Below are 24,292 nucleotides of genomic sequence, written 5' to 3'. Positions count from 1 at the left end.
CATTGATAGTGCTTATTGCGTCAAACGCCGAAGCGCATTGGTCTGGAATTGACCTCTGTGACGACGTGGATGGGATCGAATACGGAGCCGCAAAGAAAATACTTCAGGATAAAGGGTGGTCTCCTGACATCCCAAAACATGCAAATCAGGTCGAATACAGTCAGCACCCAGAGTTCTCCTGCACTAGGGTCCCTTCGGCGACTTGCGAGGTAACCTTTAGAAAAGGGGATGGTTTTATCGTGCTTGAAATTAAGAAATATCCTGACGAATTTGCGATCAACAAATGCTACTGACACTTAACCCTAACAATAAAGTTAGGGCAAGCATGCGAGCGTACTTTATCGACACGCCAATGGCACCAATTTGCTTGGCATTGATAGTGCTTATTGCGTCAAACGCCGAAGCGCATTGGTCTGGAATTGACCTCTGTGACGACGTGGATGGGATCGAATACGGAGCCGCAAAGAAAATACTTCAGGATAAAGGGTGGTCTCCTGACATCCCAAAACATGCAAATCAGGTCGAATACAGTCAGCACCCAGAGTTCTCCTGCACTAGGGACCCTTCGGCGACTTGCGAGGTAACCTTTAGAAAAGGGGGTGGTTTTATCGTGCTTGAAATTAAGAAATATCCTGACGAATTTGCGATCAACAAATGCTACTGACACTTAACCCTAACAATAAAATCAACCGGACCGTAAAAAGCTGCGCTTTTTCCGTCCGGTTATTTTTACGTTAGAGCCATCATGAATATGCATCGCCTATTTGCTGTAATTCTTGCAACACTGCTAAGCCTTCCGCTAGTTGTATTGGCAGACGACATTGGCATTCTTCATTTGCGCCCTCTTCACCTCCAACTGCCTCCGTCTTGGCAGTTTGAATCGCCCCGGGTTTCGCGGAGGCCGTTTTGTTTGAGTCAGGCGGCGACCGCCTGCTCGCTGAGGTTGCGGTAGTAGTTTGCCTCGGCTTCGGCGGGAGGAATGTACCCGATCGGCTCAAGCAAGCGGTGATGGTTGAACCATGAGACCCATTCGAGGGTGGCCAACTCGACCGCTTCAACGCTCTTCCAAGGCCCTCGCCGGTGGATGACTTCGGCCTTGTACAGGCCGTTGATGGTTTCGGCCAGGGCATTGTCGTAGCTATCACCACGGCTGCCGACCGACGGCTCGATGCCCGCTTCTGCCAAACGTTCGCTGTATCGGATCGAGACGTACTGGGAACCGCGATCGCTGTGATGGACCAAGGCATTACGTTCAGGCTGACGAGCCCACAGGGCCTGCTCCAGGGCGTCGAGGACGAACTCGGTCTGCATGGATCGACTGACGCGCCAACCCACGATGTAGCGGGCGAAGACGTCGACCACAAAGGCGACGTACACGAACCCCTGCCAGGTCGAGACATACGTAAAGTCGGACACCCACAATTGGTTTGGGCGCTGGGCGACGAACTGGCGATTGACGCGATCGAGCGGACACGGCGCAATCGAATCCGGGCGGGTGGTCCGCAGCGCCTTTCCGCGCATTGCACCGCGCAAACCCTGGGCACGCATCAGCCGTTCAACCGTGCAGCGGGCGACCTCGACGCCTTCCCGCTGCAACTGCCGCCATACCTTGCGCGCTCCATACACCTGCAGATTCGCCTCCCAGATCCGCTCGATGTGCCCCTCCAGCACCTCGTCGCGACGGGCTCGCAGACAGCGCAAGGCGGGATCACGCCGACGGGCTACCGCGCGACGATAGGCCGACGGGGCAACCTGCAGCACCCTGCAGATCGGCTCGACCCCGAAGCGCTCGCGGTGCGTGTCGATGAAACTGTTCATCACTTGTTGCGGCGGTCGAGCTCCGCCTGCGCGAAATACGCGCTGGCAAGGCGCAGAATCTCGTTGGCCTTCTTCAGCTCGCGGACCTCGCGCTCGAGCTCCTTGATGCGGGCCGCCTCTGCAGTGCTGACCCCATCACGCTGCCCGGTGTCCCGCTCGTACCGGCGCACCCAGTTCGACAGCGTCTGCGCGCTGCAACCGATCTTGGCCGCGATCGATTCGATCGCCGCCCACTGTGATCCATGCTGGTCGCGCTGCTCGAACACCATGCGCACGGCCCGCTCGCGCACTTCGGGGGAGAACTTCGTCGTCTTCTTCATGGCTCCATCTTCTCAAGAGTTGGAGCCTCCGCGAAACCCGGGGCGATTCAGACACCGAGCGGCAAATCATTTTGGCATTCCTATATCGCCGTCGGAAACGTCGATGAATGCGCAAAGCAGGCGCCGATGCTTGGGGGAAGTGTTGTAGTACCCCCACATGAGGTTCCCGACGTTGGCAGGGTTTGTATTGTGGCAGACCCTACGGGTGCCATTGCCCACTTGATGCAGCCAATCAAACCGTGACGTATAACCCTGCGCTCGACCTCGCTCCCTTCGGTCGCTGGACGCTGCGCGATGAAGCCGCGCAGCGCCTACGGGAGAGCCGGCAGTGTTATCGGTGTCAATTCGCGTGGGTGTGACCCCGTTTGCCATGATGAGCGATCAGTCTCAACATTACGGTCAGCGGGACGTCCGGTAAGCGGGGCGCCTTTTCGCCGTCGGGGGCTGGATGGTGGTCAGTCCTGGAGTCGCCTGCGTCCGGCCGCCCGTTACCTCAACTACAGGATCATCATCCTCGGTGTGCACGCCGAAGGGGGTTAAGTCATGTCGAAACTGATAGCAGAAGTCACCACCGCGTTCTTACAGGCCTTTGCCGATGCGTGGAATCGCCACGACGTCGATGCCCTCATGTCGTTCATGAGCGATGACTGTGTCTTTGAAGCCTCGGCGGGCCCGGACATCTGCGGCACCCGATACGAAGGCCGTGAGGCAGTGCGGGCTGGCTTTGCTGAAGTCTGGGCAACCTTCCCCGATGCACACTGGGGCAACGCGCGCCATTTTGTTCATGGGGACAGGGGAGTGTCCGAGTGGACGTTTACGGGAACGCGGGCGGACGGCACTCGTGTCGAAGTCCATGGTTGCGATCTCTTCACGTTTCGAGACGGAAAGATCGTACTGAAGAACTCCTATCGCAAGAACCGTCCGCCTCTCGGTCGCCCGAAGCATTGATGTTGAAGGATTGACGCTGCAGGATCGCTGCATACAATCTCGTTGGCATCTGCCGCCGCGGTGGCTCAGTCCAACAACCACAAGAAACGCATGCATCGCTACCTATCCCCAAGCAAGTACATCGACTTCGAGGACGCGAACATCTCGGCAGTCGCTCGTAGTCTGGCGCGCGGCACGACCTCCGAACAGGACTTGGTCCGTCGGTGTTTTGAGTTCGTCAGGGACGAGATTCGGCACAGTTCCGACTTCAAGCTCAACCCGGTCACGTGCAGAGCGTCGGATGTACTACGCCACAAGACAGGCTACTGTTATGCCAAGAGCCATCTGCTCGCGGCCCTACTTCGCGCAAATGGCGTTCCGGCGGGGCTCTGCTATCAGCGCCTGTCGGTTGGAGATAGTGGCGCCCCATACTGTCTACACGGTTTGAATGCCGTCTATCTCCAGGACTTTGGTTGGTACAGGATTGACGCCAGAGGCAACAAGCCGGGCGTCAGTGCTCAGTTTTGCCCTCCCGTGGAAGTGCTTGCGTTTCCTATAAGAGAGCCGCAAGAACGCGACTTCCCGGAAATCTGGGCAGAACCGCTGCCTGTCGTAGTGGAGGTTCTTGAGCGCTATGAAAGCTATGACCATGTGCTTGCGAATCTCCCGGACATTGAGCTTGCGGCCTGAGCCCTCTTATTCGCGGAGCACGCCATGACTGAAGTTACCGGAATCGACCACATCTACATCACGGTGTCCGACCTTCAACGCTCTGAAGCCTTCTATGATCGCGTCTTGATCGATGCGCTTGGCTTCCGGAAGAACAAATTCTCTTTGGCCGGCGATCCTCACATCCAGTACTTCAACCGCCATTTCGGTTTTGTTCTCCGTCCATCCCGAAGTTCCGCCGGCTACGACTCCTATGCCCCCGGGCTCCATCATTTTTGCCTTCGCGTCGACTCCGTCGCGGACGTCGTAACGGTGGCCGACCGACTTCGCGCGCTTGGCGTCGAGGCATCGGAGGCGAAGCTCTATACCGAGTATGCGCCGGACTACTGGGCAAGCTTCTTCGCCGACCCGGATGGCGTTCGCCTGGAGGTTACGAACTACCGTCAGGAGCGTCGGGATCGCCATGACAAGTGGTAGCCTGAGGCGCGGTGGGGCGGCAAGTTACCGAAAAATCGTTGCACAGTGACGGTGCGATAACTGGATTTCAGAGGGGCAGCGATGGGCAAGAGCCGGCTTGAAGCGTTCAGTGACGGTGTTCTCGCGATCATCATCACGATCATGGTGCTGGAGCTCAAGGTTCCACATGGCGCTGATCTGGACTCCCTGGCGCCGCTCATGCCTGTTGTGTTGAGCTACGTCCTGAGCTTCATCTACGTCGGCATTTACTGGAACAACCACCATCACCTGCTGCACGCGGCAAAGGGAATCTCCGGCGGCGTGCTATGGGCGAACCTCCATCTGCTTTTTTGGCTTTCGCTGCTGCCCTTCGCGACCGGCTGGATGGGCGAGAACCACTTTGCTCAACTTCCTTGTGCGGTCTACGGCTTCGTGCTGCTCATGGCTGCAATTGCGTACGCGCTCCTGCAGCGATGCATCATCGCCGTGGAGGGGGCCACGTCCATCCTCAAGCGTGCTGTCGGCGCGGACTGGAAGGGGAAGCTGTCGCCCGTCATCTATTTGGCGGCCATTGGTGCATCGTTTGAGGCAGGATGGCTGTCGTTGGCGCTGTATGTTTTCGTGGCGGCCATGTGGCTTGTGCCAGATCGAAGAATCGAGAGAGTCATCGCCGGCACCGAGACCTGAAGTCGCCGGAACGTGTTTCCAGGTCCGACGCGACGCGAAGCGTTCCAGAGAGCGATCGCTGGCTCCTGAAGTTGCACAGTTCGCCGACGAGCGCCTGAAACGGATACGCCGGAATCGGGCCTACTGAGGACGCGCCAAGAACAGGAGAACTCCCCGCCTATCGGGTACCATCTCCTACATGCTGAACCTGAAACAAATCAAAGCCATCTCGCTGGACCTGGACGACACGCTGTGGCCGATCTGGCCGACGATCGACCGGGCCGAGCAGGTGCTCCATGAATGGCTCGCAAGCAATGCTCCGCTGACGGCCGCGATGTACGCGAGCCCCCAGGCGCTGCGCGAGATCCGCGACGCCGTGGGGCGGGAGCGGCCGGATCTGGCGCATGACATGACGGCGCTGCGGCGCGAGTCGATCCGGCTGGCGCTGTCCAATGCGGGGGAGGACCCGCAGCTGGCCGGGGCGGCCTTCGAGGTCTTCTTCGCCGAACGCCACAACGTGAGCTTTTATCCGGATGCGCTCCCCGCGCTGGAATTCCTGGCGGCGCGTTACCCGCTGGTGAGTATCTCCAACGGAAACGCCGACGTGTCGCGCCTTGAGGTGGCACCGCTGTTCGTGGCGAGCGTCTCCGCGCTCAAGGTGGGCGTGTCGAAGCCCGATCCCCGCATCTTCCGGGTCGCGGCCGAGGCCGTCGGTGTGCAGCCGCACGAGGTGCTGCACGTGGGCGACGACGCGGTGCTCGACGTGTTGGGCGCGCGCGATGCCGGCATGCAGGCGGTGTGGATCAATCGCGAACAGAAGCCGTGGCCTCACACGGAGAAGCGGCATCCGGAATACGCCGACCTGAGCGAACTGGTTGCGGCGTTGCTGTCCGCCTGAGTGAATCCTTGCTCTGGTCAGGCTGCAGCCAAGGGGATGGCAGCGCGGAATTCGTGAGGGGACGTGCCGGCGCCAACTTTATCTTTTGCAATCCGGTTTCGCGACAGGCAGAAGCCTATACTGAATTTGTACCGGCTTCCGTCGGTACTTTTCAGGAGCAGCATCATGGGCAAACAAAGGCAAAGCAACAAGGAAGAGAAGAAGCAACCTCTCCTGACCCCGAAGGAAAAGCGGGAAGCGAAACAGGCGAAGAAGCACGCGAACGATTACGTGCCGCTGATTCCGCATTGAGCGGGAAAGCCGGCGAGGCCGGCGAGTTTTGCACCGAAATTAACGCTTTTTATTCATGAGGCCCGCCGTCCGATGCAGCACTTTGAATACTTGGTCCGCAGCGACCTCCACGATATGGCCGAAGACGTTGCCCGCCCTTTCGGGAGCCGGGAACGTGACCGCCTGAAAGCCTACACCGAAGTGGTGGCGGCCGAACTGAACAAGCTCGGAGCCCAAGGCTGGGAATTGGTCAAGGCACCCGACATCGCCACCAACCGCAACTGGATCTTCATGCGGCCGGTAGCCTGAACGGGGATAGCTCCTTTACGCCCGCTATGCCATCCCTCGCGCGATCAGACACTCTGTTCGCGTGCGATGCATTTCTTCAACTGGCTCTTGGGCGCGCGTTGAATCCTGCGAAGAAGCTCGACAGAAACCTTGTTCACCTGGTGACGGTCGCGCAGTTCATCCTTCAGTCGCTGAAAAAGACTGGCCGCCATTTCCGCATCAGCTAAAGCCCGGTGATATCGGCCTGCGACCGGTAGATTCGCATACTCGACCAAGGCTCCCAGCTTGTGGCTCGGCGCCAGCGGAAAGATCCGGCGCGAAAGCAGCAAGGAGCAGACGAATTCCTGCTGCCTCGTTCTCTGAATTCGACCCAGTTCGGCATCCCAGAATTTGCAGTCGAAAGAAGCATTGTGGGCAACCAAGGGATAGTCGCCGACAAAATCCGACACCTCCCGCATGACCTCCGCGGCCGGCGGCGCACGACGAATCATTTCGTTGGAGATTCCGGTCAGGGACTCGATGAAGGACGGAATCCGGACGCCGCCGTTCATCAGGCTCTGGTATCGGTCGACGACCTTGCCGCCCTCCAGAATCACCGCGGCAATTTCGGTTGCGCGATCCCCCTGTGCCGGCGACAGTCCGGTCGTTTCAAAGTCGATTACCGCTACGACTTCCATGTCCTCGTCCCCTCAACCCTGGCTTGACAAGGACAGGGGCCGACACTTGTCGCACTCCTCCCACGGAGGGCAATCGCACACGCGCGGCTGCTCGACGTACTCGCTGCCCACGTAGACTTTGCTTTGCTGAGTCTGTACGTCGGCGACCGAAGCAGCGTGAGGAGTGGGCGACCATCCGGAAAACGGCGCCATGTCTTCCTTGCCCTCGACGTACCAGATTTTTCGGCCGGCATCCCATCGCGCACCGAGCTTCTTGGCTTGATCCTTTTCGGCGAAGGGGACCTTCAGGTTGAATCTCATCTTGTTCTCATGCCCGGGGGTGCGGACTGGCATTGTATGGGATTTGTCCTGATCAATTCCGATAGCGTGTGCGCCGGCAAGCAGGCATTCTCCGTCTGGCGTTCCGGCAAATTGCCCAACCATTCGGAAGAGAAAAGTAGCAGCCATGCCGCAAGATTTTTCAGACGACCCTCCGCCGACAGCGTTTGAAAACGGGATCGATCTCAAACACCATCTATTGCGACGCGTCACGCTGTTCGCGTTGGCCATCGGTGTTTTCGCCAGCGGGTTCGTGCTCTATCAGGCTCGAGAACGCATACGCCTGCATATTGCCCACACCGGCGGAACGGTGAAGCGCCTGATTGCCGGGGAAGCCGTCCAGCCGCGGGGCACTTTCCAGCAAGGCCTGGCAGGACTGGCTTTGGCCTCGCTGGACGATATCGGGCAACTGCTCGGGATCTGCGTGGCGGTGGAGGACATCTACAAGCAACCGATCGTTCAGCGCTGTTTCGGCGAGGAATCGGCGCCGCCGCGCCTCGTGCACTGGGTGCTCGGCCATTTGATCGGCCCGGAGATTCAGTACCGCGGCAGGATTGGCCAATATCCGGGGTTTGCCGTCGGCGAGTTCGTCGTTACGCCTAATCTGGACAGCGAAGCCCTGGCCGTGTGGCAGCAGATCCGCACGGTGCTCGGCATGACACTCGGCATCCTGCTGCTCAACCTGCTGGTCTATCTGCCGGTGCGTCGCGCCCTCCTGCCGACCGAGCAGATATTGGCGGCGCTGGGGCGGATGGAAGCGGGCGACCTTGCTGCCCGCATGCCACGCCCGCGGCTGATCGAACTGCACCGCATTGCCGCCGGTTTCGACCACCTGACCGGGCGCCTGCAGAAGACGATGGCCGAGCAGCGTCAGCTCGCCCAGCGCCTGCTCTCCGTGCGCGAGGAGGAGCGTCGTCACCTGGCGCGGGAACTCCACGACGAATTCGGCCAATGCCTGACCTCGATCGGTGCCGAGACGGCTTTCATCACGGCACAGACGCGCGAACGTCAGCCCGAACTGCTGCCCGCCGCCCAGTCCATTGCCTCAGTGACCGCGCACATGCTGGAATCCCTGCAAGGTATCCTGAGCCAGTTGCGACCAGTCGGTTTGGAGGAGTTCGGTCTGCGCGCCGGGCTGGAACAGCTGGTGGGCGGCTGGCAGCGGCGCCTGACTGGCTGCACTTTCGAGTTGCTGATCGACGGGGAAATCGACGATTTGCCGGATGATCTGACGGTCAGCCTGTACCGAATCATCCAGGAGAGCCTGACCAACGCCGTGCGCCACAGCGAACCCAAGAAGGTAACGGTGCGGCTGAGCCGCGAGACGAGCCGCTGCATCCTCTGCGTGGAAGACGACGGCGAAGGCCGGCCAGCCAGCGCCGGCAGCGGGCTGGGCGTGCTCGGGATGAACGAAAGGGTCGCCGCGCTCGCGGGCCACTTCTCCATCACCGCGCGGTCGCCCAAGGGAATGCGGGTGCGGGCCGAGTTTCCGGCTGAGGCGCTGAGTACGCAAAGGAACAATGATGCTTAACAAGATCCGCTTGCTTCTGGTCGATGATCACGCGGTCGTGCGCGGGGGGTACCGCCGTCTGCTGGAATCCCGGCCGGATCTGACGATCGTCGGTGAAGCGGCCACGGCCCGGGACGCATTCGAGCAGCATCGGCTGCTGGAGCCCGATGTCGTGGTGCTCGATCTCGGCCTGCCGGACATGGGTGGCGTCGAGCTGATCCGCCGGCTGATTCAACGCGATGCCGGCGTGCGCATTCTAGTCTTCACGATGCATCGCGAGCCGATTTTCGCGACGCAAGCGCTGCGGGCGGGAGCGCTTGGCTATGTCACCAAGAGCAGCCCGCCGGAGGTGATGCTTGACGCGGTGTACCAGGTGGCGGCGCGGCGCCAGACGATCAGCCCGGACATCGCTCCCGAACTGGCGCTGGCGCTCGTCAATCAGGCCGCCGACCCCCTCGCCGAGCTGTCGCCGCGGGAGTTCGAGATACTGCGTCTGCTGCTCGACGGCTGTAGCCCGGAGGAGATCGGCAGCCGCCTGTCGATCACGGCCAAGACGGTGCAGAACTGCCACTACCAGATCAAGGCCAAGCTCGGCGTGCGTAGCGATATCGAACTGACCCGGGCCGCCCTCAAGCTCGGCCTGATCTGAGCCTTTTTCCGGCGGCGATTCTCAGCCGGGCGTGCTCGCCTGCTGCGCCTGGTAAAGCTCGACCAGCGTCTGGAAGGTGATCGTCCCGAGCGGATTCTGTTCGTCATCGAGCAGTTCGTAGAGCACTTCGTTGTCACCGGGGCGGATGCTGAACAGGATGATGGCGTCCTGTTCGCCACCGCCTTCCCGGTGCGGCTTCTCGCTGGCGGGTGAAACGGTGTAGCTGCCGCTCGGCCGCGCTTCACGCAGGCTGCCATCGGTTTCATAGAGCCGGTGTTCGCCCTGGACGACGAAGGTGTGGTTGAGCGCGTGATGACGGTGCAAAAGGATCTGCTCGTTGGCGGGCAACTTGAACAGCACATCGACGACCCGGCTTTTCTCGTCCAGATCGAGGATGGTGTAGTGGAAGGCGGGCACAAAGTCGCCAAAGCGGTTCCAGCGAACGGCGCGATCGTCGAAATTATAGGTAGACATCCGGAATATCTCTCTCTGACTGGGTTATCGGCTGATGCCATCGTTATTAAACGTATGGTCGGATGCCTGCCATAGGGGAATCTGCCCGGGATCGTTCGGGCGCTTTGCCTGTCGTTGCGGTGGATGACGCGGCGGTTTCTTAGCCCGTCATATCTCGGGCAATTTGCCCTAGGCCCCGATCGGGTGCACAGCGATGATCGCAGCCCAACGGCCGGCGATCGGCTGAAACCATCGGAGAACCCCATGTTTCATGGCATCTCGGTCGGCTTGAACCGGGCGGCGCAGCGTTTGGCGATATCGGCACTGATCTTGTTATCAAGTCATTTAACGCTGGCGGGCGATCTGAAAAAGGAAGACATCGAACGCCGTTTCGGTCGCCCGTACCAGGTCCAGGAGAAACTGACCGAAATACCCGCCTGGCCCTTAACCAGCGCGCTGGAACAGGAGGCCGGGCCAGTCGGCTACGTCTTCGAGTCGATCGACCTGGCGCCTCTCCCCGGCTTCGAAGGGACGCCGATGAATTTCCTGGTTTCGATCGATCGCAAGGGAAACTTCATCGACGTTGAACTGCTGCGCCAACGCGAACCGGTCTTTACCTTTCGCGATCTGGGTGGCCTGGGCGATACGCCGCTGCGCGAATTCATCGCCCAATATATCGGCCGCAATATCCATCAACCATTCTTGATTGCCATGGATGCAGCCCGTAACCGCACCGGCCATGCCAGCAACAATGGCATCGCGACGCTTGATGGCATCTCCAAGGCGACCACCTCGATCCGCATCGTCAACCAGGCGGTGCTGAGTGCGGCCAGCGAGGTGGCGCGTGCCAAGCTCGGTTTTGCCGACCGCAAGAAACACGGTCCGTCGGCGCAGGTGCGGCCCGATGTTTATGACCCGGTGGGTTTTGCCGAAATGCTGCGGAAGGGCATGGTCGGCCGCGTTCGGGTGACCCATGCCGAAGTCGAGAAACTCTTCGCCGGCACGGAAGGGGCCAATGTCGATGAGACGGCCCTCGCGCATCCGGATGAAGTCTTCGTCGATCTCTACGTCGCCTACCTGAATGCGCCGACGATCGGGCGGGCCATTCTCGGCGATGCGCAGTACGCGGCCGTGATGGAACGCAACTTCGACAAGCGACACCTGTGGTGGATTGCATCGGCGGGGCGCTATTCGATCCTCGACGACAACTTCATTCCGGGAGCCCCGTCGCCTCGACTGGCGATGAGCCAGAACGGAATGTTTTATGACTTGCGCGACGAGGACTTCGAACCCCACGACATTGCCGGTCCGCCTGAACTCAATGCTTCGCGCCTGTTCGGCGTCAATGCCGCCGCCAGCCTAGACCCGGCCAGCCCGGTCGAGCTGATGCTGACGGTCAGCCGCGCCAAAGGGACTGTCCTGCCCACCGTGATCACCAGGCAACTCGCCCTCTCTTACGTCCCCCCGGCCAACCTGTTCGCCTACCCACCCGAACCGCTACCGGAGTGGCTGCTGGCCTGGAAAAATCGCTGGGTCGACCTGACGGTCTTGGCCGCGTCCCTGATCGTGCTCAGCATCGTCCTCGCCAGACCGCGCTGGATTTCGCTCGATAAACGCCGGCTACGCCTCTTTCGCCTCGGCTTCCTGGCCTACACGCTGCTCTATATCGGCTGGTACGCGCAGGGGCAACTGTCCATCGTTCAGATCACTGGCGCGATCAAGACGCTAAAGGCGGGGTTGGGCCTGGCAAGCTACCTATACGACCCGATTTCCTTGCTGTTGATCGCGTTCACGGTGATCAGCTTCGTCTTCTGGGGCCGCGGGACTTTCTGCGGTTGGCTATGCCCGTTCGGCGCCCTGCAGGAGTTCGTCGGCCGGCTCGCGCGTCGGTTGGGCGTGCCGCGCCTGCGGATTCCGCCGAGCGTTGCGAGGCGCCTGGAATTTGGACGTTACCTGATCCTGGCCGGCCTGCTCGGCGCCGCCTTTTGGCTACCGACCGAAGGAGAAACGCTGAATGAGGTGGAGCCGTTCAAGACAGTCATTACGCTCGGCTTCGACCGCACCTGGCCGTTCATCGCCTATGCCGCCGTCTTGCTCGTCGCCGGGACCTTCTATTACAAGTTCTTCTGCCGCTTTCTTTGTCCGCTCGGCGGCGCCATGTCACTCGGCGGACTGCTGCGCCGCTTCGACTGGCTGAATCGCCGGGCCGAATGCGGCAAGCCCTGCCAACGCTGCAAGGCAGTGTGCGACTACGACGCTATCGAGCCCAGCGGTGAAATCCGTTACGAGGCCTGCTTCCAATGCCTCGATTGCGTTGGCATTTACCATGACGACAAACGCTGTGTACCCATCATGCTGTACCAGAAGAAAGGGAAACGTTTGCGGCCCGAGTTGGCGCTCACTCAGCGTGCGCAGGCTGGCGGCTAGCGGCTTCGATCGCCGGATACTCCCCATACCCCTCCGGCCAAGGCGTAAGGATCTCGAACCCGTCTGCCGTTACCGCGACCATGTGTTCCCACTGCGCAGACAGCGAATGGTCCTTGGTGACGACCGTCCAGCCGTCGGCCAATTGCCTGGTCTCAGCGCGCCCTGCGTTGATCATGGGCTCGATCGTGAAGACCATGCCGGGTTCGAGCGTGAGTCCCGTGCCGGGGCGGCCGTAGTGGAGGACTTGCGGTTCGTCGTGGTAGATGTCGCCGATGCCATGACCGCAATACTCGCGGACGACGGTGAAGCCTTCGCGGTGGGCGACGGTCTGAATGGCGTGGCCGATATCGCCGAGCGTCGCGCCGGGGCGGACGGCGAGGACGCCGGCGCGCATCGCTTCGTAGGTCGTCCGGACGAGGCGCTTGGCGAGGACGCCGGGTTTGCCGACGAAGTACATGCGGCTGGTGTCGCCGTACCAGCCGTCCTTGATGACGGCGACGTCGATATTGAGGATGTCTCCGTTGTTCAGGCGCTTCGGGGACGGGATGCCGTGGCAGACGACGTGGTTCGCCGAGGCGCAGATCGTTTTCGGGTAGCCGTGATAGCCGATATTCGCCGGGATCGCGTTCTGTACGTTGACGATGTAGTCGTGGCAGATGCGGTCGAGCTCGTCGGTGGTGACGCCGGGCCGAACGTGTTCGCCGATCATGCGCAATACATCGGCCGCGAGCGCGCCGGCGCGCCGGGACATCTCGATCTCGGCCTGAGAGCGGATCGGGATCTGTCGCTTCTTTACCATCATGCCACCTTGCTGAAGTTCGCTAGTCGGGAAGGGGCTCCGGATGCGCCTTGCGCCTCTTCTTCCTGGATTAGCAGCTGGCAGATTTCGGTGTAGCTCAGCGTCGGATTGAGCTCCGCGAGCATGCCGACGCGCAGCCAATGTTCGGCCTGGCTGTTGATGGAGCGGCTCAGCGCGCCGCTGGTCCGACGCAGCGCCTCATGCATCTGCTCGGAGATCTTGACGATTCCCACGACCTTGCCTTATGTATGGTTTGTATACGTTCCGTATATTACCATTTCTGCTGTCTTGGGGCACGGGTGACCGGTAGGCGAACACGTAAGGATCCGTGTAGGCATTGCCTGCGGCTGCCGACGATACTAGAACGTTGGAAAGACCACCGCTTTGGTGCGAAGCGGGCGTCTTCAAGTCATCGATACGAGGGGCGGCGGAAATGAGCGATGCCAACCGGGAGCTGATTCATGAGTGGTTCGAGCGGGTGTGGAATCACGGCGATGAGAGCGTGATCGACCGGCTGATGTCGCCGACGGCGACGGTCCACGGTCTGGGGGCTGCGCACGGGGAGCCGGTGAGCGGCCCCGAAGGGTTCAAGACCTTCTTCCGCGCCTTCCGGGTGGCTTTTCCCGACATCAATATCCGCATCATGCGCACGATCTGCGAGGGCGACATGGTGGCTTGCCACTGTGCCGTCACGGGGACACATGCCGGACCCGGGCTCGGCGTCGCCCCGTCCAATGCGCCGATCGAGATCCACGGCGTTTCGATCGCGCGAATCCAGAACGGGCAGATCCAGGAGGGTTGGAACTGCTACGACTTCATGTCGCTGTACCAGCAGGTCGGCATGCTGCCCGAACTGGCTTCGAACGCAGGGGGAGCAGGAAGCCGCCTTTCGGCGGCCTCGCGCCGGGTTTAGATGAAGGCGACCTTGTTCGCCGAGACGTAATCGGCGAGGCGCGTCAGCGGACGTCCGAGCAGCTTCTCGCCGTCGGGCGACACGACTGCGGCGAGGTTGTCGGCGAAGAGATTGAAGAGCTCGACAAGCCCCTTCGCCTGCCACTCGGGCCAGCCGGAGCCGAGCAGGGACTGGAGGGTCGTCGCCTGGTCGGGCGAGACGAACTGCACGGGCTTGCCGGTCGCGTTCGAGAAGACACGGGCGAAGTCCTGGCCGGACAGGAGCTCCGGGCCGGTGATGTTGTAGGCCTTGCCCTCGTGCCCGTCGGTAGCGAGGATGTTGGCGGCAATTTCACCGATATCGCCGACGTTGAGCGGCGCGAAGCGGCCGTCGCGGATGCCGAAGTAGAAGGCGCCCTGCTTGATGCCGTCCGCCCAACCGACGAAGTTTTCCTGGAAGAAGATCGTGCGCAGGTGCGTCCACTTCAGGCCCGAGGCTTCGAGGTACTTCTCGCCGAAGCGGAACTGGCGCGCGAAGAGGATCGCTTCGTATTCGGCGCCGACCACCGAGTAGAACAGCACGTGCTCGACCGAGCCGGCGGCGACAGCGGCGTCGATCGCATTCGTCGCATGCTCTTCGCGGTTCTCGACGTTGCCGATGATCAGGAAGAGCTTGTTGACGCCCTGGAACGCGGGGGCCAGCGTCGCGGGCTTGTCCAGATCCAGGATCGCGGTTTCGATGCCGGGGAAGCGGTCCTGGAGTTCGCGGGCCTTGGCTTGCGAGCGGACGCCGGCGCGGATCACGAAGCGGTCCTTGTGCTTGCGGACCAGTGCGTCGAGGGTTGCAGTGCCGTTGTTGCCGGCTGCGCCGATGATGAGAAGGGTGGGCTTGGACATGGTGGTTTCTCCTGCTTGCTTCGGTGGTGGGGTGAGGTCGTTTGTTGGAAAGAAGCTTATGGATTTACACTGGCGCAATAAATGAGGCGCAATACAAAAGATAGTTACGTTGAATGCAACAATATGACCTTCCCACACTGAAGAGCTTCATCACCGTCGCGGACGCGGGTGGCTTCAGCCGCGCCGCCGAGCAGATGGGGACCAGTACGGCTGCAATCAGCCGGCGGGTGGCCGCGCTGGAGCAGGCGCTCGGCATCCAGCTCTTCCGCAGGACGACGCGGCGCATCGACCTGACCGAAGCCGGGCATCAGTTCTATGCGGACGTCGTGAATGTGTTCCACATGCTGGAGGAGGCCGAGGAGCGCGTTCGCGTCGGCCGCGAGCGGGTGTCGGGGCTGATTCGGGTGGCGGCGCCCCTGAGCTTTGGCATTCAGCGGCTGGCCCCGCTGCTGCCGGCATTCATGCAGCGCCATCCGGACCTGAAGATCCAGTTGCTCCTTGAAGACCGCTACACGGACCTCGTCGCCGAAGGGATCGATGTGGCGCTACGAATCGGCACGCTGGCCGACTCCACGCTGATCGCGCGACGCATCGCGCCTGTGGCCCGCGTGTTCTGTGCGTCGCCTGCGTATCTGGAGGCGCACGGGGTGCCGGAGTCCCCGCAGGACCTGTCCCGTCATTGCTGTCTGGAGTACAGCCAGCGGGGATCGCGCGAGGACTGGGGGGCGGTTTTCGGCGTCCCGGCGGACAGGCTCCAGATCCATGGGAACCTCGTCGCCAACAACGCCGAAGTGCTCAAGGAGTGCGCCATCCAGGGGATGGGCATCACGCTGCTGCCGGACTTCGTGGTGCAGGACGCGCTGGCGGATGGCAGGCTGCGCCAAGTGCTGGCCCACTGCCATCCGGAGCCCTTCGGGCTTCACGCGGTTCGCCCGTCGAGCCGGATGGTTCCGGCCCGAGTGCGGCTTTTCATCGACTACATGAGTGAAGCGCTGGGGGGCGTGGCGGCCGCCTCAGCGTAATTGCTCCCAGTCGTGTTGGGTCAGCCCCTTGAACCAGCTGGGCGTCGAGACGATGGGCAAAGATTCGCTCTTGTTGATTCTTTTCCAGCCCCTTCTATATTCCAGTGGACAAGCGCTGAATCCCGCCGGGAGGGCCACGTGACACGGCCGGAGGCTGCACCGAAGTTCCTCAACCTGCTGCAGATCCGCTTTCCCATCGGCGCGATCGCGTCGATCGGGCATCGCATATCCGGAGTGTTGCTGGTGATCGCCCTGCCTGCCCTGGCGCTCACTCTCGATCGCTCGCTGCGCAGCGAGGCCGAGTTCACCGCGGTGCGGGACCTCCTGTCTGCTCCGTGGCGAGGGCTGTTCCTCGTCGTTCTGGTGTGGGCGGCCGCAAACCACCTACTCGCCGGTGTGCGCCATTTGCTGATGGACGTCGGCATCGGAAGCCGCCTCGCGCAGGCGCGCACCAGCGCTTGGGCGGTGATCGTCGGGGCGGGGCTCATCGCGCTCGGCTATGCGGCAAGGTGGTTGTCGTGAGGCTTTTCCTCGGGCAGCGGGCATGGCTAGTGCAGCGCGTAACGGCGCTGGTGCTGCTGGTCCTGCTCGCACTGGGCGCGGCAACGCTGCTGACCGGTCCGCCGCTAACCTATGAACTCTGGCTCTCGCTGGCGACCAGCACGCACGGCGCGGTACTGATCGTGGTGTTCTTCGCCGCCTTGAGCCTGCATGGTTGGATCGGCGTGCGCGATATCGTCCTCGACTACATTCACGCGCCGGCGTTGCGGCTGCTGTTGCTCGCGCTCGTCGCCGTGCTGCTGTCGGCAATCGTCATCCGCGTGCTGCTGACGGTTGCGAGCCATCTGGGCGGCGGCACCTGAGCGCCGAAGGAGAGTGACGGATGCGGATCAGTGTCTACCGTTTCAATCCGGAAGCCGATGCGCGGCCCCGCATGCAGGACTACGATGTGGCGCCCGCCGCGGGCGAGAAGAAGCTGCTCGACGTGTTGATGCGCCTTAAGACGATCGACGACAGCCTGTCGTTCCGGCGTTCCTGCCGCGAAGGGGTGTGCGGGTCCGATGCGATGAACATCAACGGTCGTAACGGGCTGGCCTGCCTCACGTCCCTGGCGGGCCTCAAGGAGCCGGTCGTGCTGCGCCCGCTGCCCGGCTTCTCGGTGATCCGCGACCTCGTCGTCGACATGACGCAGTTCTTCGCGCACTACCATTCGATCAAGCCCTACCTGATCAACGACCAGGCTCCTCCCGAGCGCGAGCGCCTGCAATCGCCCGCCGAGCGCGAGAAGCTGAACGGGTTGTACGAATGCATCCTGTGTGCGTGCTGCAGCGCCTTCTGTCCATCTTTCTGGTGGAATCCGGACAAGTTCATCGGCCCGGCGGGTTTGCTGCAGGCCTACCGGTTCATTTCCGACTCCCGCGACACGGCCACTGCGGAGCGGCTCGCCTACCTCGACGACGTCTATCGCCTGTACCGCTGCCGCACGATCATGAATTGCACCGAAGTGTGCCCCAAAGGGTTGAGCCCCTCGCATGCGATCGAGCGCATCCGGCTCGCGCTCGTGCGCGAGTCGTCGTAACAGGCGCGTCGGCCGACGAAGGCCGGGCGCGTGCCCGACTGACAAAAGTCATTTCCTCCCGCTGGAGCCGTCCCTAGTATCGAGTCGCACCGAACCAATCCGTGCAGCGTCCAGCGGCGCGCGGGATGTCGGGATCGGACCCAGCGACTGCAGGAGATCATCATGTCAGAACATATCGCCAGATGGCACGTCGAGCACGCGAACTACTACAAGCTGCTCGATCTGCTCGAATCCCTGATTGAAACCTTCATCCGCAGCGAAAGGCCGGACTACGATCTCATGTCGGACATCGTCTACTACATGACGCAGTATCCCGATCGCTTCCATCATCCGCGTGAAGATGTCGCCTTCCGGCGGTTGCTCGCCCGTGATCCGGGGATTGCTCCCGTGATCGACGAACTCGCCAACCAGCACAGGGGGATATCCGCGAGCAGCGAGGCTCTGTCTGCCGATCTGCGCGCGGCAGCGGAGGGCGCAATGATGGCGCGCGCGACCTTGCAGTCGGATGTCCGTAACTACCTTGCCCTGTTGAGATATCACATGGATGTCGAGGAGCGAGAAATCTTCCCGCGACTCGCCGTCCTGCTCGACGATGAAGACTGGTTCCTGGTCGATTCCGCCATTCACTTCGCGGCGGATCCGATTTTCGACGACGTCGTGCAAGAGCGCTTCAAGACTCTCCATCACCGCATCGCTCGCGAGGCAGGCTGCCGATGCAAGGACGCTCCCGAGCCCGCCTGCCACCTCGACTGAGGGCGCAAGCTCAGACCCGATGTCTTGGGCCTACTGGATAGCACCGGACGACATGATTCGCTTGCAGTCCCGCTGGATCTGGCGTATCACACGGCATGATTCCCCCTTTTTGCCATGACACTCGACGGAGACCTCTTGAATACTCTCGCACCAGATGCCAGCCGAAAGTCGCAGATCGATGAAGTCCTTCTTAAGCTTCCTGGCGTCAAAGCAAAGAAAATTAGCGGACTTGACGCCTACTTTGTCGACGACAAGATGTTTGCCTGCATAAGCGGCAACGGCGTCGGACTACGCGTGCCTGCCGCCACCGCGATCGACTTGCAGTTCTCGCGGGGCGACGTCGTTCCGTTTCAACCCGGAGGCATGGCGAGTTCGAGGGAGTGGATTCAAATCAACCGGGCCGACGCGGCAGACTACGAGCGCGATATCGAATTGTTTCGCGCCTCACTTGAGTTCGTGAAGGGCGCGCGGACGCGGTAATTTCCCGCCCCCTGTGCCGAGCAGTCAGGCCGTGGTCAGGCGCAGCACGGTTATTTCCGAAGGCGCGCCGAAGCGCTTGGGCGGTCCCCAGTAGCCGGTGCCACGACTCGTGTAGACCGTCAGTCGACCGAAGCGGTGCAGGCCGGCGGTAAAGGGCTGCTGCAAGGGCACGAAGAAATTCCAGGGCCAGAACTGGCCGCCATGGGTGTGGCCGGAAAGCTGGAGATCGAAGCCGGCTGCTTCGGCCGCGGTTGCCGAGCGTGGCTGGTGAGCGAGGAGGATGCGCAGCAGATCAGGCGGGCTGGCGGCTAGCGCCGCAACCGGATCGCTGGCCTGCACGGCGTCAAAGGCGGCGGCCGAAAAATCGGTCACTCCGGCCAGTACGAAGCGGGCTCCATGGTGGGCGATGACCTCGTGGCGGTTGTGCAGCCCACGCAGTCCGAGACGCTCGAACTCGCGCATCCAGGCCTCCGCTCCTGAATAGTATTCGTGGTTGCCGGTCACGACATAGTTGCCATGTCGACTCTGCAGGCCACCAAGTGGCGCGGTATCGTCGCGCAATTGTTCGACGCTGCCATCGACCACATCGCCGGTAATGGCGACGAGATCGGCATCGAGTTGATTGACGCGGTCGACAATGGCCTGGACGTATTCGCGCTTGATCGTCGGCCCGACGTGAATGTCGCTGAGCTGGACGATGGTGAATCCGGCCAGTTCCTTCGGCAGATTGGCCAGCGGGATATCCACGCGGACGACGCGGGCCACCCGTCGTGCATTGACATAGCCGACGAGCGTGAACAGGCTCGCCAGCCCCAGGACCGCCATTGCCGTCGGCTCGGTGAGTGACGGCGCATCGGCGGCCAGCAGGACGGCATCGCGTAGCACGGTCAGCACCAGCACCGAGGAAAACAAGCCCATCGCCAGACTGCCCAGCCAGGTGAACCGGTCGGCCCAGACCTGATCAGCCACGATGAAGCGACCGAGCAGGCCGAGCGGCACAAGGCAGGAGGAAAGCGCCAGAGCGCCAGCGGTCAGCACCAAGCTGGTGGTGTTGAGGTCGAGGGCCGGCAGCAGACGCCAGCCGATGTAGGCATGCAGGCCCCCGATGAGCGGCAGAATACGCCAGAGCGCGCGGCGGACGCGGCTGGGCAGGACATTCTGGCCGGTGGAGGGGCGATGCTTGGTTTGGGTCTGGGGCATGGGGGGAGAACTATTGTGGGGTGGAACTATCCCGGCGCCACGTACCAGAGAATCGCCAGGTAGTGCAGCAGGCTGCCGGCCAGCACCAGTAGGTGCCAGATCCCGTGGAGCATGGGCCAGTAGCGGCCCAAGGCGAAAAACGGCACCCCTATCGTATAGACGAGTCCACCTGTCACCAGCAGACCGAAGCCCACAGGATCCATCAATATTCGCAGTGGTTTGATGGCAAACACCACCAGCCAGCCCATGATCAGATAGATGACCACCGGCAGGATGCGCTTGTCCGGTTTCCACCGCAGATCGATGAGGATGCCGAGCAGGGCCAGACCCCACACCGCGCCGAACAGGGACCAGCCCCAGGGGCCGCGCAGGGTCACAAGGGTAAAGGGGGTGTAGGTGCCGGCGATGAGCAGATAGATGCTGCAGTGGTCCAGCCGGGTGAGGGTGCCGCGGCGGCTGCCGTCATGGGCGTGAGACAGGGACGAGATGGCGTAGAGCAGGATCAATGAGGTGCCATAGATGCTCAGGCTGATCAGCCGCCAGGGATCGCCCGGAGGAGCCGCCGTCAGCAGCCAGACTGTGCCTGCCACCGCCGCCACCGTTCCCAGCAAGTGGCTGAGACAGTTGAACCGTTCCAGCGTCGTCATCTCTGCCTCCCCGGCCTCTGCCCGTTAGGGTACCACCGGACAAAAAAATTGCTCCCGACGCTTCACATGCCGGGCAGAGGTGGCTGAACCAGGAACCTTTGCTCAGTCCTCCGCAAGCGCTGCCCTTAGCCGAGGCACCGCCCAATCGACAAAGGCACGGACCCGGGAAGAGAGCAACCGGGAATGGGGATAGGCCAGGTTGACCGGCACGGGTGCGGGCTCGAAGTCCGCCAGGATGCGGGTGAGTTGGCCGGAGGCCACCAGGTCCCGGGCCTGGTAGGCCAGGAAGCATCCGCACCCCAGCCCCTGCCGGCATGCATCCAGGGCAGCGTCCACTTGGTTGGTGGCCAGAGTGTCGGCGACGGCGACCCGTACGGTCCCGCTCTTGCCGCCAAATTCCCATTCTGCCCCCGGCGTGACCCCTGTGAAGCGGACGCAGCGATGGCCGACGAGATCGGCCGGGATGGCGGGGATGCCGTGGCGATGGAGGTATTCCGGGCTGGCACATACGATGCGGCGGGTGGCGCCCAGGGGAATGGCCACCAGGGAGGATTCGGGCAACTGGCCGATGCGGATGGCCACGTCGATGCCTTCGTCCAGGAGGTCCACCACCCGATCAAGGAGAATCAGGTCGGCCCGTATCTCCGGATAGGCAGCCAGAAAGCCGGTGACCACCGGCCCCACGTGCAAGCGTCCGAACATCACCGGCGCGGTGACCGCGAGCTTGCCGGCAGGTTTGGCCTGGCGCGCCGACAGGAAGGTTTCAGCTTCCTCGACTTCGGCCAACAGGCGCCGGCAGCGCTCGAAATATTCCCTCCCTTCGTCGGTGAGGGCGATGCGTCGGGTCGTGCGGTTGAGGAGGCGCACCCCCAGCGCTCGCTCGAGCCCGGCCAGGCTGCGCACCACGGCAGTGAGGGAAACGTCCAGGCGCCCGGCGGCGGCGGAGAGGCTGCCTGCCTCGACGATTTGTACGAAAGTGGCCATGGCCCGGAGCTTGTCCATGCCAGGATATTAAACCGGAAATCGCAGCAGTGTTATGCGAATCAGCCTATTTATTGCCGATTTGGAATGGATGAGGATGTACCCATCGTGAGGCTTGCCTCTGCTCCCGGGGAGACTTCCATGCGCCACCGCTTTGCCGAAATCGTCTTCACCCCCAGCGTCAAGGCGGCTCAGCGCCGTTACAACGGCAGTGAGCTGCAGAGAGCGGCGGCGGCCGATCCACGGCTGGAACTGGGTGTCCGGGAAAGGGAATTCATCGCCGCCCGGGACAGCTTCTACCTGGCCACCGTGAGCGAGACCGGCTGGCCGCACGTCCAGCACCGGGGCGGTCCGGTCGGCTTTCTCCAGGTCCTGGCCCCGACTACTATCGGTTTCGCCGATTTCGGCGGCAACCGGCAGTATGTCAGCGTCGGCAACCTGGGGCACGACGGGCGCCTGGCGCTGATCCTGATGGATTACCCCAACCGCCGCCGCCTCAAGATCCTTGGCCGGGCTCGGGTAATCGACGCGACGCAGGCCGATCCCGAGCTGCTGGCCCGGCTGGCGCCGGCGCGAGGGGAGGGCACCGTCGAGCGCCTGGTGCTGATCCAGGTGGAGGCCTTCGACTGGAACTGCTCACAGCACATCACGCCCCGCTACACCGAAGCGGAATGGCGATCCCGGCTATCCGAACCTGAACACCCCCATCAACAAAGGAGCGCGCAATGAAACTGTATGACCTGGAACTGTCCGGCAATTGCTACAAGGTGCGGCTCTTCGCCGCCCTGGCAGGGCTTCCCCTGGAGATCGTCGCCGTCGATTTCCTGAGTGGCGAGCACAAGCGGCCTCCTCTCATCGACCTCAATCCCTGGGGCGAGATTCCCATCCTGGAGGACGGGGAGGTGGTCCTGCGGGACTCCCAGGCCATCCTTGTCTACCTGGCCAGCAAGTACGGCGGCGAGGCCTGGCTGCCCAAGGATCCGGCAGGCATGGCGGAGGTGATGCAGTGGCTGTCCACCGCGGCCAACGAAATCCAGAATGGCCCCGGCGCTGCCCGGTTGGTGGACAAGTTCGGCTACGCCATCGACAAGGCCGATACCTTGAAGCGTTCGGCCCGCATCCTGCCCCTCATCGACGCCCATCTCGCCCGCCGGCGCTGGCTGGCCCTGGAGCGGCCCACGATCGCCGACTGCGCGGTTCTCCCCTATGTGGCCCTGGCGCCGGAGGGCGCCGTGTCGCTCCAGTCCTATCCCCATATCTGCCAGTGGATCGGTCGGATCAAGGAACTGCCGGGATTCCTGGCGATGCCGGGAATTTGAGGCAGTTTGTTGCTCCGTAAGCCGCCGGCCTGGGCGCTGCTACACGGCGCTGCCGCGGGCCGGTTTCCGTTTCTTGCCGCGTTCGCCGCGCGCCGCATTCTTCTGCGTCGGGGCGCGGTTGCTTTCGGCCTGATCCAGCCAGAGCAGGGTGTCGGCGTAGGACATGAACTGCTCGAGGTATTGCGGGGAGATGTCGCGCATCTGCTTGAGCGACTGCAGCACGAGGAAGTGCGAGTTGAGCGGACCGGCGTTTTCGGGGGCCTGCGCGAAGGACTGGGAAAGTTGCCGGTTCAGGCTGAGCTTCGACCAGGTGCTGCGGAAATAGCTGAGGGATTTCAGCTCGCTTCGACGTTCGACGATGGGGTTGCCCGCCTCCGCAGGTCCGCCCGCCGCTCCTTCTGCAGTCGCTTGCCGGATTTCGGTGAGCAACGCGGCCAAAGGGCTGCAGTTTCTGGGGGGCTCGGGAGGCTCCGCCGCGCCGCGGGCAAGCGTTTCCTCGGCTTCGCGCTCGGAGCGATCGAAGCGCTCGCGATATTCGATCACCGCTTTCGCCAGCCTGAGGGCGAGTACGCGTCGCGCGTCGTCCCGATAGGCGGACGCGCGTCGGGCCAGGGCCTCGATGAAGCGGAAGCCGACGGGGTCGAAGCGCTCGGCGCTGCGGGCGCGCAAGGCATCGATCATCGCCTCCGGCTCGGCGCTCGGCAGTGCGCTGACCGTCGCAGCGTCCGATTGCCCAATCTCAGCCATGGCTGTCCGACTTGCCCGATTTCGGCACAGGCGCCATTTCCACGCGCCGGTTTTTAGACCGACCTTCGGCATCCGTGTTGGAAGCGACCGGCTGTTCCGCGCCGAAAGCCGCAGCGAACACCGACGAGGAGGGAATGCCTTCGTCGATCAGGGCGCGGGTCACGGTCAGGGCGCGCTGGGCGGAGAGTTCGAGGTTGTCGGCGAACTGGCGGTTGGTGTCGCGCACGGGGCGATCGTCCGTAAAGCCGCTCACCATCAGCATTTCGTCGCGGGTGCCGAGGTAGGCGGCGAGCGGGGGCGCGAGGCTCTTGAGCAGTTGCCGGCCTTCCGGTTGCAGCTCGTCGGAGTTGAGCGCGAAGAGCACGCTGCCGCTGATGCCGATGCGACCGTTGTTGAGCGTCACGCGGCCGGCTGCGAGCGGCACGGCCAGTGCCTTTTCCAGCGCCTCGCGCCGCTGCTCCTCGACCTGGCGCTTCTGCACTTCGGTTTCGAGGTTCGTCACCAGTTCGAGCTGCACGCCGAGCACGCCGACGAGGATCAGCACGAAGGCGCCCAGGAGCCCCGACATCAGGTCGCCGAAGACGGCCCAGACGGGCGTGGAATGCTCGATGGCGGCGTCGATGTCTTCCAT

32 protein-coding genes and 1 other annotated feature are annotated in these 24,292 nt (G+C 62.5%); of the genes, 20 read left to right on the top strand and 12 right to left on the bottom strand.

Annotation, left to right across the window (positions count from 1 at the left end; genetic code table 11):
• Positions 1–915: 915 nt before the first annotated feature.
• A protein-coding gene (locus AZKH_RS23430) for an IS3 family transposase (RefSeq protein WP_156822060.1) occupies positions 916–2,138 on the bottom strand; the annotation gives its coding sequence in 2 pieces (ribosomal slippage) (positions 916–1,856 and positions 1,856–2,138; 1,224 coding nt in all).
• Positions 1,744–1,860 (bottom strand) — a sequence feature (AL1L pseudoknot). Its footprint overlaps the gene before it by 117 nt.
• Here AZKH_RS23430 and AZKH_RS28050 point away from each other — a divergent pair.
• The 8 genes from AZKH_RS28050 (at position 2,061) to AZKH_RS23395 (ending at position 6,333) form a co-directional block, all read left to right on the top strand.
• Positions 2,061–2,381 carry a VOC family protein gene (locus AZKH_RS28050; protein WP_369795123.1) on the top strand — a complete coding sequence of 107 codons (321 nt, stop codon included), beginning with the start codon at positions 2,061–2,063 and terminating at the stop codon, positions 2,379–2,381. The two genes, AZKH_RS23430 and AZKH_RS28050, sit on opposite strands and share 78 nt — an antisense overlap.
• 300 nt (positions 2,382–2,681) lie before the next feature.
• Positions 2,682–3,086 (top strand): nuclear transport factor 2 family protein, encoded by a 405-nt coding sequence (locus AZKH_RS23420; protein ID WP_015451776.1) that lies wholly within the window; start codon positions 2,682–2,684, stop codon positions 3,084–3,086.
• 90 nt (positions 3,087–3,176) lie between these two features.
• Positions 3,177–3,755, top strand: a complete 579-nt coding sequence (locus tag AZKH_RS23415) for a transglutaminase family protein (RefSeq protein ID WP_041658020.1) — start codon at positions 3,177–3,179, stop codon at positions 3,753–3,755.
• A 24-nt stretch (positions 3,756–3,779) separates the two neighbouring features.
• The gene (locus AZKH_RS23410; RefSeq protein ID WP_015451774.1) at positions 3,780–4,211 is read left to right on the top strand and encodes a VOC family protein; all 432 of its coding nucleotides are present in this window, start codon (positions 3,780–3,782) and stop codon (positions 4,209–4,211) included.
• A gap of 81 nt (positions 4,212–4,292) precedes the next feature.
• On the top strand, positions 4,293–4,877 hold the full coding sequence (locus tag AZKH_RS23405) for a TMEM175 family protein (RefSeq protein ID WP_015451773.1): 585 nt from the start codon (positions 4,293–4,295) through the stop codon (positions 4,875–4,877).
• Positions 4,878–5,055: 178 nt separating this feature from the next.
• Entirely contained in the window at positions 5,056–5,754 is a 699-nt protein-coding gene (locus AZKH_RS23400; RefSeq protein WP_015451772.1) for an HAD family hydrolase, read from the top strand.
• A gap of 53 nt (positions 5,755–5,807) precedes the next feature.
• On the top strand, positions 5,808–6,104 hold the full coding sequence (locus tag AZKH_RS27360; protein ID WP_172642508.1) for a hypothetical protein: 297 nt from the start codon (positions 5,808–5,810) through the stop codon (positions 6,102–6,104).
• 13 nt (positions 6,105–6,117) lie between these two features.
• Positions 6,118–6,333: a hypothetical protein gene (locus tag AZKH_RS23395; RefSeq protein ID WP_015451770.1), complete on the top strand. Its 216-nt coding sequence runs from the start codon at positions 6,118–6,120 to the stop codon at positions 6,331–6,333.
• Positions 6,334–6,377: 44 nt separating this feature from the next.
• On the opposite strand, the gene AZKH_RS23390 is transcribed toward AZKH_RS23395, so the two are convergent.
• A complete protein-coding gene (locus AZKH_RS23390) occupies positions 6,378–6,989 on the bottom strand; it encodes a PolC-type DNA polymerase III (protein ID WP_015451769.1) in 612 nt (203 codons plus the stop codon).
• Positions 6,990–7,001: 12 nt separating this feature from the next.
• Positions 7,002–7,289, bottom strand: coding sequence for a DUF5710 domain-containing protein (locus tag AZKH_RS23385; RefSeq protein ID WP_041657879.1), 288 nt, complete (start codon positions 7,287–7,289; stop codon positions 7,002–7,004).
• A gap of 145 nt (positions 7,290–7,434) precedes the next feature.
• Between AZKH_RS23385 and AZKH_RS23380 the strand changes: the two genes are divergently transcribed.
• Complete coding sequence (locus AZKH_RS23380; protein WP_015451767.1) at positions 7,435–8,838, top strand: sensor histidine kinase; 1,404 nt, start codon at positions 7,435–7,437, stop codon at positions 8,836–8,838.
• Complete coding sequence (locus tag AZKH_RS23375; RefSeq protein ID WP_015451766.1) at positions 8,831–9,466, top strand: response regulator transcription factor; 636 nt, start codon at positions 8,831–8,833, stop codon at positions 9,464–9,466. The genes AZKH_RS23380 and AZKH_RS23375 overlap by 8 nt, the downstream gene beginning before the upstream one ends.
• A gap of 21 nt (positions 9,467–9,487) precedes the next feature.
• Here the strand turns inward: AZKH_RS23375 and AZKH_RS23370 are convergent, their stop codons facing one another.
• Positions 9,488–9,940: a hypothetical protein gene (locus tag AZKH_RS23370; RefSeq protein WP_015451765.1), complete on the bottom strand. Its 453-nt coding sequence runs from the start codon at positions 9,938–9,940 to the stop codon at positions 9,488–9,490.
• A 243-nt stretch (positions 9,941–10,183) separates the two neighbouring features.
• Here AZKH_RS23370 and AZKH_RS23365 point away from each other — a divergent pair, with 243 nt between their 5' ends.
• The gene (locus AZKH_RS23365; protein ID WP_015451764.1) at positions 10,184–12,346 is read left to right on the top strand and encodes a 4Fe-4S binding protein; all 2,163 of its coding nucleotides are present in this window, start codon (positions 10,184–10,186) and stop codon (positions 12,344–12,346) included.
• On the opposite strand, the gene map is transcribed toward AZKH_RS23365, so the two are convergent.
• Together map and AZKH_RS23355 are read right to left on the bottom strand one after the other, a co-directional pair.
• The gene (gene map, locus AZKH_RS23360) at positions 12,318–13,145 is read right to left on the bottom strand and encodes a type I methionyl aminopeptidase (protein WP_015451763.1); all 828 of its coding nucleotides are present in this window, start codon (positions 13,143–13,145) and stop codon (positions 12,318–12,320) included. The two genes, AZKH_RS23365 and map, sit on opposite strands and share 29 nt — an antisense overlap.
• The gene (locus tag AZKH_RS23355) at positions 13,145–13,378 is read right to left on the bottom strand and encodes a ParD-like family protein (RefSeq protein ID WP_015451762.1); all 234 of its coding nucleotides are present in this window, start codon (positions 13,376–13,378) and stop codon (positions 13,145–13,147) included. Before AZKH_RS23355 ends, map begins: the two co-directional genes overlap by 1 nt.
• 200 nt (positions 13,379–13,578) lie before the next feature.
• On the opposite strand from AZKH_RS23355, the gene AZKH_RS23350 reads away from it, so the two are divergent.
• Positions 13,579–14,058 (top strand): ester cyclase, encoded by a 480-nt coding sequence (locus AZKH_RS23350; RefSeq protein WP_015451761.1) that lies wholly within the window; start codon positions 13,579–13,581, stop codon positions 14,056–14,058.
• On the opposite strand, the gene AZKH_RS23345 is transcribed toward AZKH_RS23350, so the two are convergent.
• Entirely contained in the window at positions 14,055–14,933 is an 879-nt protein-coding gene (locus AZKH_RS23345) for an SDR family oxidoreductase (RefSeq protein ID WP_015451760.1), read from the bottom strand. The two genes, AZKH_RS23350 and AZKH_RS23345, sit on opposite strands and share 4 nt — an antisense overlap.
• Positions 14,934–15,046: 113 nt before the next feature.
• Between AZKH_RS23345 and AZKH_RS23340 the strand changes: the two genes are divergently transcribed.
• The 6 genes from AZKH_RS23340 (at position 15,047) to AZKH_RS23315 (ending at position 18,767) form a co-directional block, all read left to right on the top strand.
• Positions 15,047–15,955: a LysR family transcriptional regulator gene (locus AZKH_RS23340; RefSeq protein ID WP_015451759.1), complete on the top strand. Its 909-nt coding sequence runs from the start codon at positions 15,047–15,049 to the stop codon at positions 15,953–15,955.
• A 138-nt stretch (positions 15,956–16,093) separates the two neighbouring features.
• Positions 16,094–16,477 carry a succinate dehydrogenase, cytochrome b556 subunit gene (gene sdhC / locus AZKH_RS23335; RefSeq protein ID WP_015451758.1) on the top strand — a complete coding sequence of 128 codons (384 nt, stop codon included), beginning with the start codon at positions 16,094–16,096 and terminating at the stop codon, positions 16,475–16,477.
• Positions 16,474–16,818 (top strand): succinate dehydrogenase, hydrophobic membrane anchor protein, encoded by a 345-nt coding sequence (sdhD, locus tag AZKH_RS23330; RefSeq protein ID WP_015451757.1) that lies wholly within the window; start codon positions 16,474–16,476, stop codon positions 16,816–16,818. Before sdhC ends, sdhD begins: the two co-directional genes overlap by 4 nt.
• Positions 16,819–16,838: 20 nt before the next feature.
• Positions 16,839–17,534, top strand: coding sequence for a succinate dehydrogenase iron-sulfur subunit (locus tag AZKH_RS23325; protein WP_015451756.1), 696 nt, complete (start codon positions 16,839–16,841; stop codon positions 17,532–17,534).
• 162 nt (positions 17,535–17,696) lie between these two features.
• On the top strand, positions 17,697–18,287 hold the full coding sequence (locus AZKH_RS23320; RefSeq protein ID WP_015451755.1) for a hemerythrin domain-containing protein: 591 nt from the start codon (positions 17,697–17,699) through the stop codon (positions 18,285–18,287).
• A 135-nt stretch (positions 18,288–18,422) separates the two neighbouring features.
• Positions 18,423–18,767 carry a hypothetical protein gene (locus AZKH_RS23315; RefSeq protein WP_041658017.1) on the top strand — a complete coding sequence of 115 codons (345 nt, stop codon included), beginning with the start codon at positions 18,423–18,425 and terminating at the stop codon, positions 18,765–18,767.
• A gap of 24 nt (positions 18,768–18,791) precedes the next feature.
• Here the strand turns inward: AZKH_RS23315 and AZKH_RS23310 are convergent, their stop codons facing one another.
• The 3 genes from AZKH_RS23310 to AZKH_RS23300 all read right to left on the bottom strand — a co-directional run bounded on the left by AZKH_RS23310 (position 18,792) and on the right by AZKH_RS23300 (position 21,598).
• Positions 18,792–19,967, bottom strand: a complete 1,176-nt coding sequence (locus AZKH_RS23310; protein WP_041657876.1) for a metallophosphoesterase — start codon at positions 19,965–19,967, stop codon at positions 18,792–18,794.
• Positions 19,968–19,993: 26 nt separating this feature from the next.
• A complete protein-coding gene (locus AZKH_RS23305) occupies positions 19,994–20,614 on the bottom strand; it encodes a hemolysin III family protein (RefSeq protein ID WP_015451752.1) in 621 nt (206 codons plus the stop codon).
• A gap of 102 nt (positions 20,615–20,716) precedes the next feature.
• Entirely contained in the window at positions 20,717–21,598 is an 882-nt protein-coding gene (locus AZKH_RS23300; RefSeq protein ID WP_231874588.1) for a LysR family transcriptional regulator, read from the bottom strand.
• 138 nt (positions 21,599–21,736) lie between these two features.
• Here AZKH_RS23300 and AZKH_RS23295 point away from each other — a divergent pair, with 138 nt between their 5' ends.
• Complete coding sequence (locus AZKH_RS23295) at positions 21,737–22,324, top strand: pyridoxamine 5'-phosphate oxidase family protein (protein ID WP_015451750.1); 588 nt, start codon at positions 21,737–21,739, stop codon at positions 22,322–22,324.
• Positions 22,321–22,914, top strand: a complete 594-nt coding sequence (locus AZKH_RS23290) for a glutathione S-transferase family protein (protein WP_015451749.1) — start codon at positions 22,321–22,323, stop codon at positions 22,912–22,914. Before AZKH_RS23295 ends, AZKH_RS23290 begins: the two co-directional genes overlap by 4 nt.
• A gap of 39 nt (positions 22,915–22,953) precedes the next feature.
• Here the strand turns inward: AZKH_RS23290 and AZKH_RS23285 are convergent, their stop codons facing one another.
• Both AZKH_RS23285 and AZKH_RS23280 read right to left on the bottom strand, forming a co-directional pair.
• Positions 22,954–23,661 carry a DUF2894 domain-containing protein gene (locus tag AZKH_RS23285; RefSeq protein WP_015451748.1) on the bottom strand — a complete coding sequence of 236 codons (708 nt, stop codon included), beginning with the start codon at positions 23,659–23,661 and terminating at the stop codon, positions 22,954–22,956.
• Entirely contained in the window at positions 23,654–24,292 is a 639-nt protein-coding gene (locus AZKH_RS23280; protein ID WP_015451747.1) for an OmpA family protein, read from the bottom strand. The genes AZKH_RS23285 and AZKH_RS23280 overlap by 8 nt, the downstream gene beginning before the upstream one ends.

It is taken from the genome of Azoarcus sp. KH32C, from assembly GCF_000349945.1.
Taxonomy (GTDB): Bacteria; Pseudomonadota; Gammaproteobacteria; order Burkholderiales; family Rhodocyclaceae; genus Aromatoleum.
Note: the sequence above shows the minus strand (reverse complement) of the source record. Positions and strands in the feature narration are given on the sequence as shown.

Bases quoted from the DNA above. Each gene is read 5' to 3' on its own strand.
- AZKH_RS28050 (WP_369795123.1), top strand. From the start codon at position 2,061: ATGCTGGTCGCGCTGCTCGAACACCATGCGCACGGCCCGCTCGCGCAC.
- AZKH_RS23400 (WP_015451772.1), top strand. From the start codon at position 5,056: ATGCTGAACCTGAAACAAATCAAAGCCATCTCGCTGGACCTGGACGAC.
- AZKH_RS23415 (WP_041658020.1), top strand. From the start codon at position 3,177: ATGCATCGCTACCTATCCCCAAGCAAGTACATCGACTTCGAGGACGCG.
- AZKH_RS23290 (WP_015451749.1), top strand. From the start codon at position 22,321: ATGAAACTGTATGACCTGGAACTGTCCGGCAATTGCTACAAGGTGCGG.
- AZKH_RS23285 (WP_015451748.1), bottom strand. From the start codon at position 23,661: ATGGCTGAGATTGGGCAATCGGACGCTGCGACGGTCAGCGCACTGCCG.
- AZKH_RS23370 (WP_015451765.1), bottom strand. From the start codon at position 9,940: ATGTCTACCTATAATTTCGACGATCGCGCCGTTCGCTGGAACCGCTTT.
- AZKH_RS23310 (WP_041657876.1), bottom strand. From the start codon at position 19,967: ATGCCCCAGACCCAAACCAAGCATCGCCCCTCCACCGGCCAGAATGTC.
- AZKH_RS23325 (WP_015451756.1), top strand. From the start codon at position 16,839: ATGCGGATCAGTGTCTACCGTTTCAATCCGGAAGCCGATGCGCGGCCC.
- AZKH_RS23295 (WP_015451750.1), top strand. From the start codon at position 21,737: ATGCGCCACCGCTTTGCCGAAATCGTCTTCACCCCCAGCGTCAAGGCG.
- AZKH_RS23380 (WP_015451767.1), top strand. From the start codon at position 7,435: ATGCCGCAAGATTTTTCAGACGACCCTCCGCCGACAGCGTTTGAAAAC.
- AZKH_RS23340 (WP_015451759.1), top strand. From the start codon at position 15,047: ATGCAACAATATGACCTTCCCACACTGAAGAGCTTCATCACCGTCGCG.
- AZKH_RS23280 (WP_015451747.1), bottom strand. From the start codon at position 24,292: ATGGAAGACATCGACGCCGCCATCGAGCATTCCACGCCCGTCTGGGCC.
- AZKH_RS23410 (WP_015451774.1), top strand. From the start codon at position 3,780: ATGACTGAAGTTACCGGAATCGACCACATCTACATCACGGTGTCCGAC.
- AZKH_RS23385 (WP_041657879.1), bottom strand. From the start codon at position 7,289: ATGAGATTCAACCTGAAGGTCCCCTTCGCCGAAAAGGATCAAGCCAAG.
- AZKH_RS23395 (WP_015451770.1), top strand. From the start codon at position 6,118: ATGCAGCACTTTGAATACTTGGTCCGCAGCGACCTCCACGATATGGCC.
- AZKH_RS23390 (WP_015451769.1), bottom strand. From the start codon at position 6,989: ATGGAAGTCGTAGCGGTAATCGACTTTGAAACGACCGGACTGTCGCCG.
- map (WP_015451763.1), bottom strand. From the start codon at position 13,145: ATGGTAAAGAAGCGACAGATCCCGATCCGCTCTCAGGCCGAGATCGAG.
- AZKH_RS23405 (WP_015451773.1), top strand. From the start codon at position 4,293: ATGGGCAAGAGCCGGCTTGAAGCGTTCAGTGACGGTGTTCTCGCGATC.
- AZKH_RS23320 (WP_015451755.1), top strand. From the start codon at position 17,697: ATGTCAGAACATATCGCCAGATGGCACGTCGAGCACGCGAACTACTAC.
- AZKH_RS23375 (WP_015451766.1), top strand. From the start codon at position 8,831: ATGCTTAACAAGATCCGCTTGCTTCTGGTCGATGATCACGCGGTCGTG.
- AZKH_RS23300 (WP_231874588.1), bottom strand. From the start codon at position 21,598: ATGGCCACTTTCGTACAAATCGTCGAGGCAGGCAGCCTCTCCGCCGCC.
- AZKH_RS23305 (WP_015451752.1), bottom strand. From the start codon at position 20,614: ATGACGACGCTGGAACGGTTCAACTGTCTCAGCCACTTGCTGGGAACG.
- AZKH_RS23350 (WP_015451761.1), top strand. From the start codon at position 13,579: ATGAGCGATGCCAACCGGGAGCTGATTCATGAGTGGTTCGAGCGGGTG.
- AZKH_RS23365 (WP_015451764.1), top strand. From the start codon at position 10,184: ATGTTTCATGGCATCTCGGTCGGCTTGAACCGGGCGGCGCAGCGTTTG.
- AZKH_RS23420 (WP_015451776.1), top strand. From the start codon at position 2,682: ATGTCGAAACTGATAGCAGAAGTCACCACCGCGTTCTTACAGGCCTTT.
- AZKH_RS23345 (WP_015451760.1), bottom strand. From the start codon at position 14,933: ATGTCCAAGCCCACCCTTCTCATCATCGGCGCAGCCGGCAACAACGGC.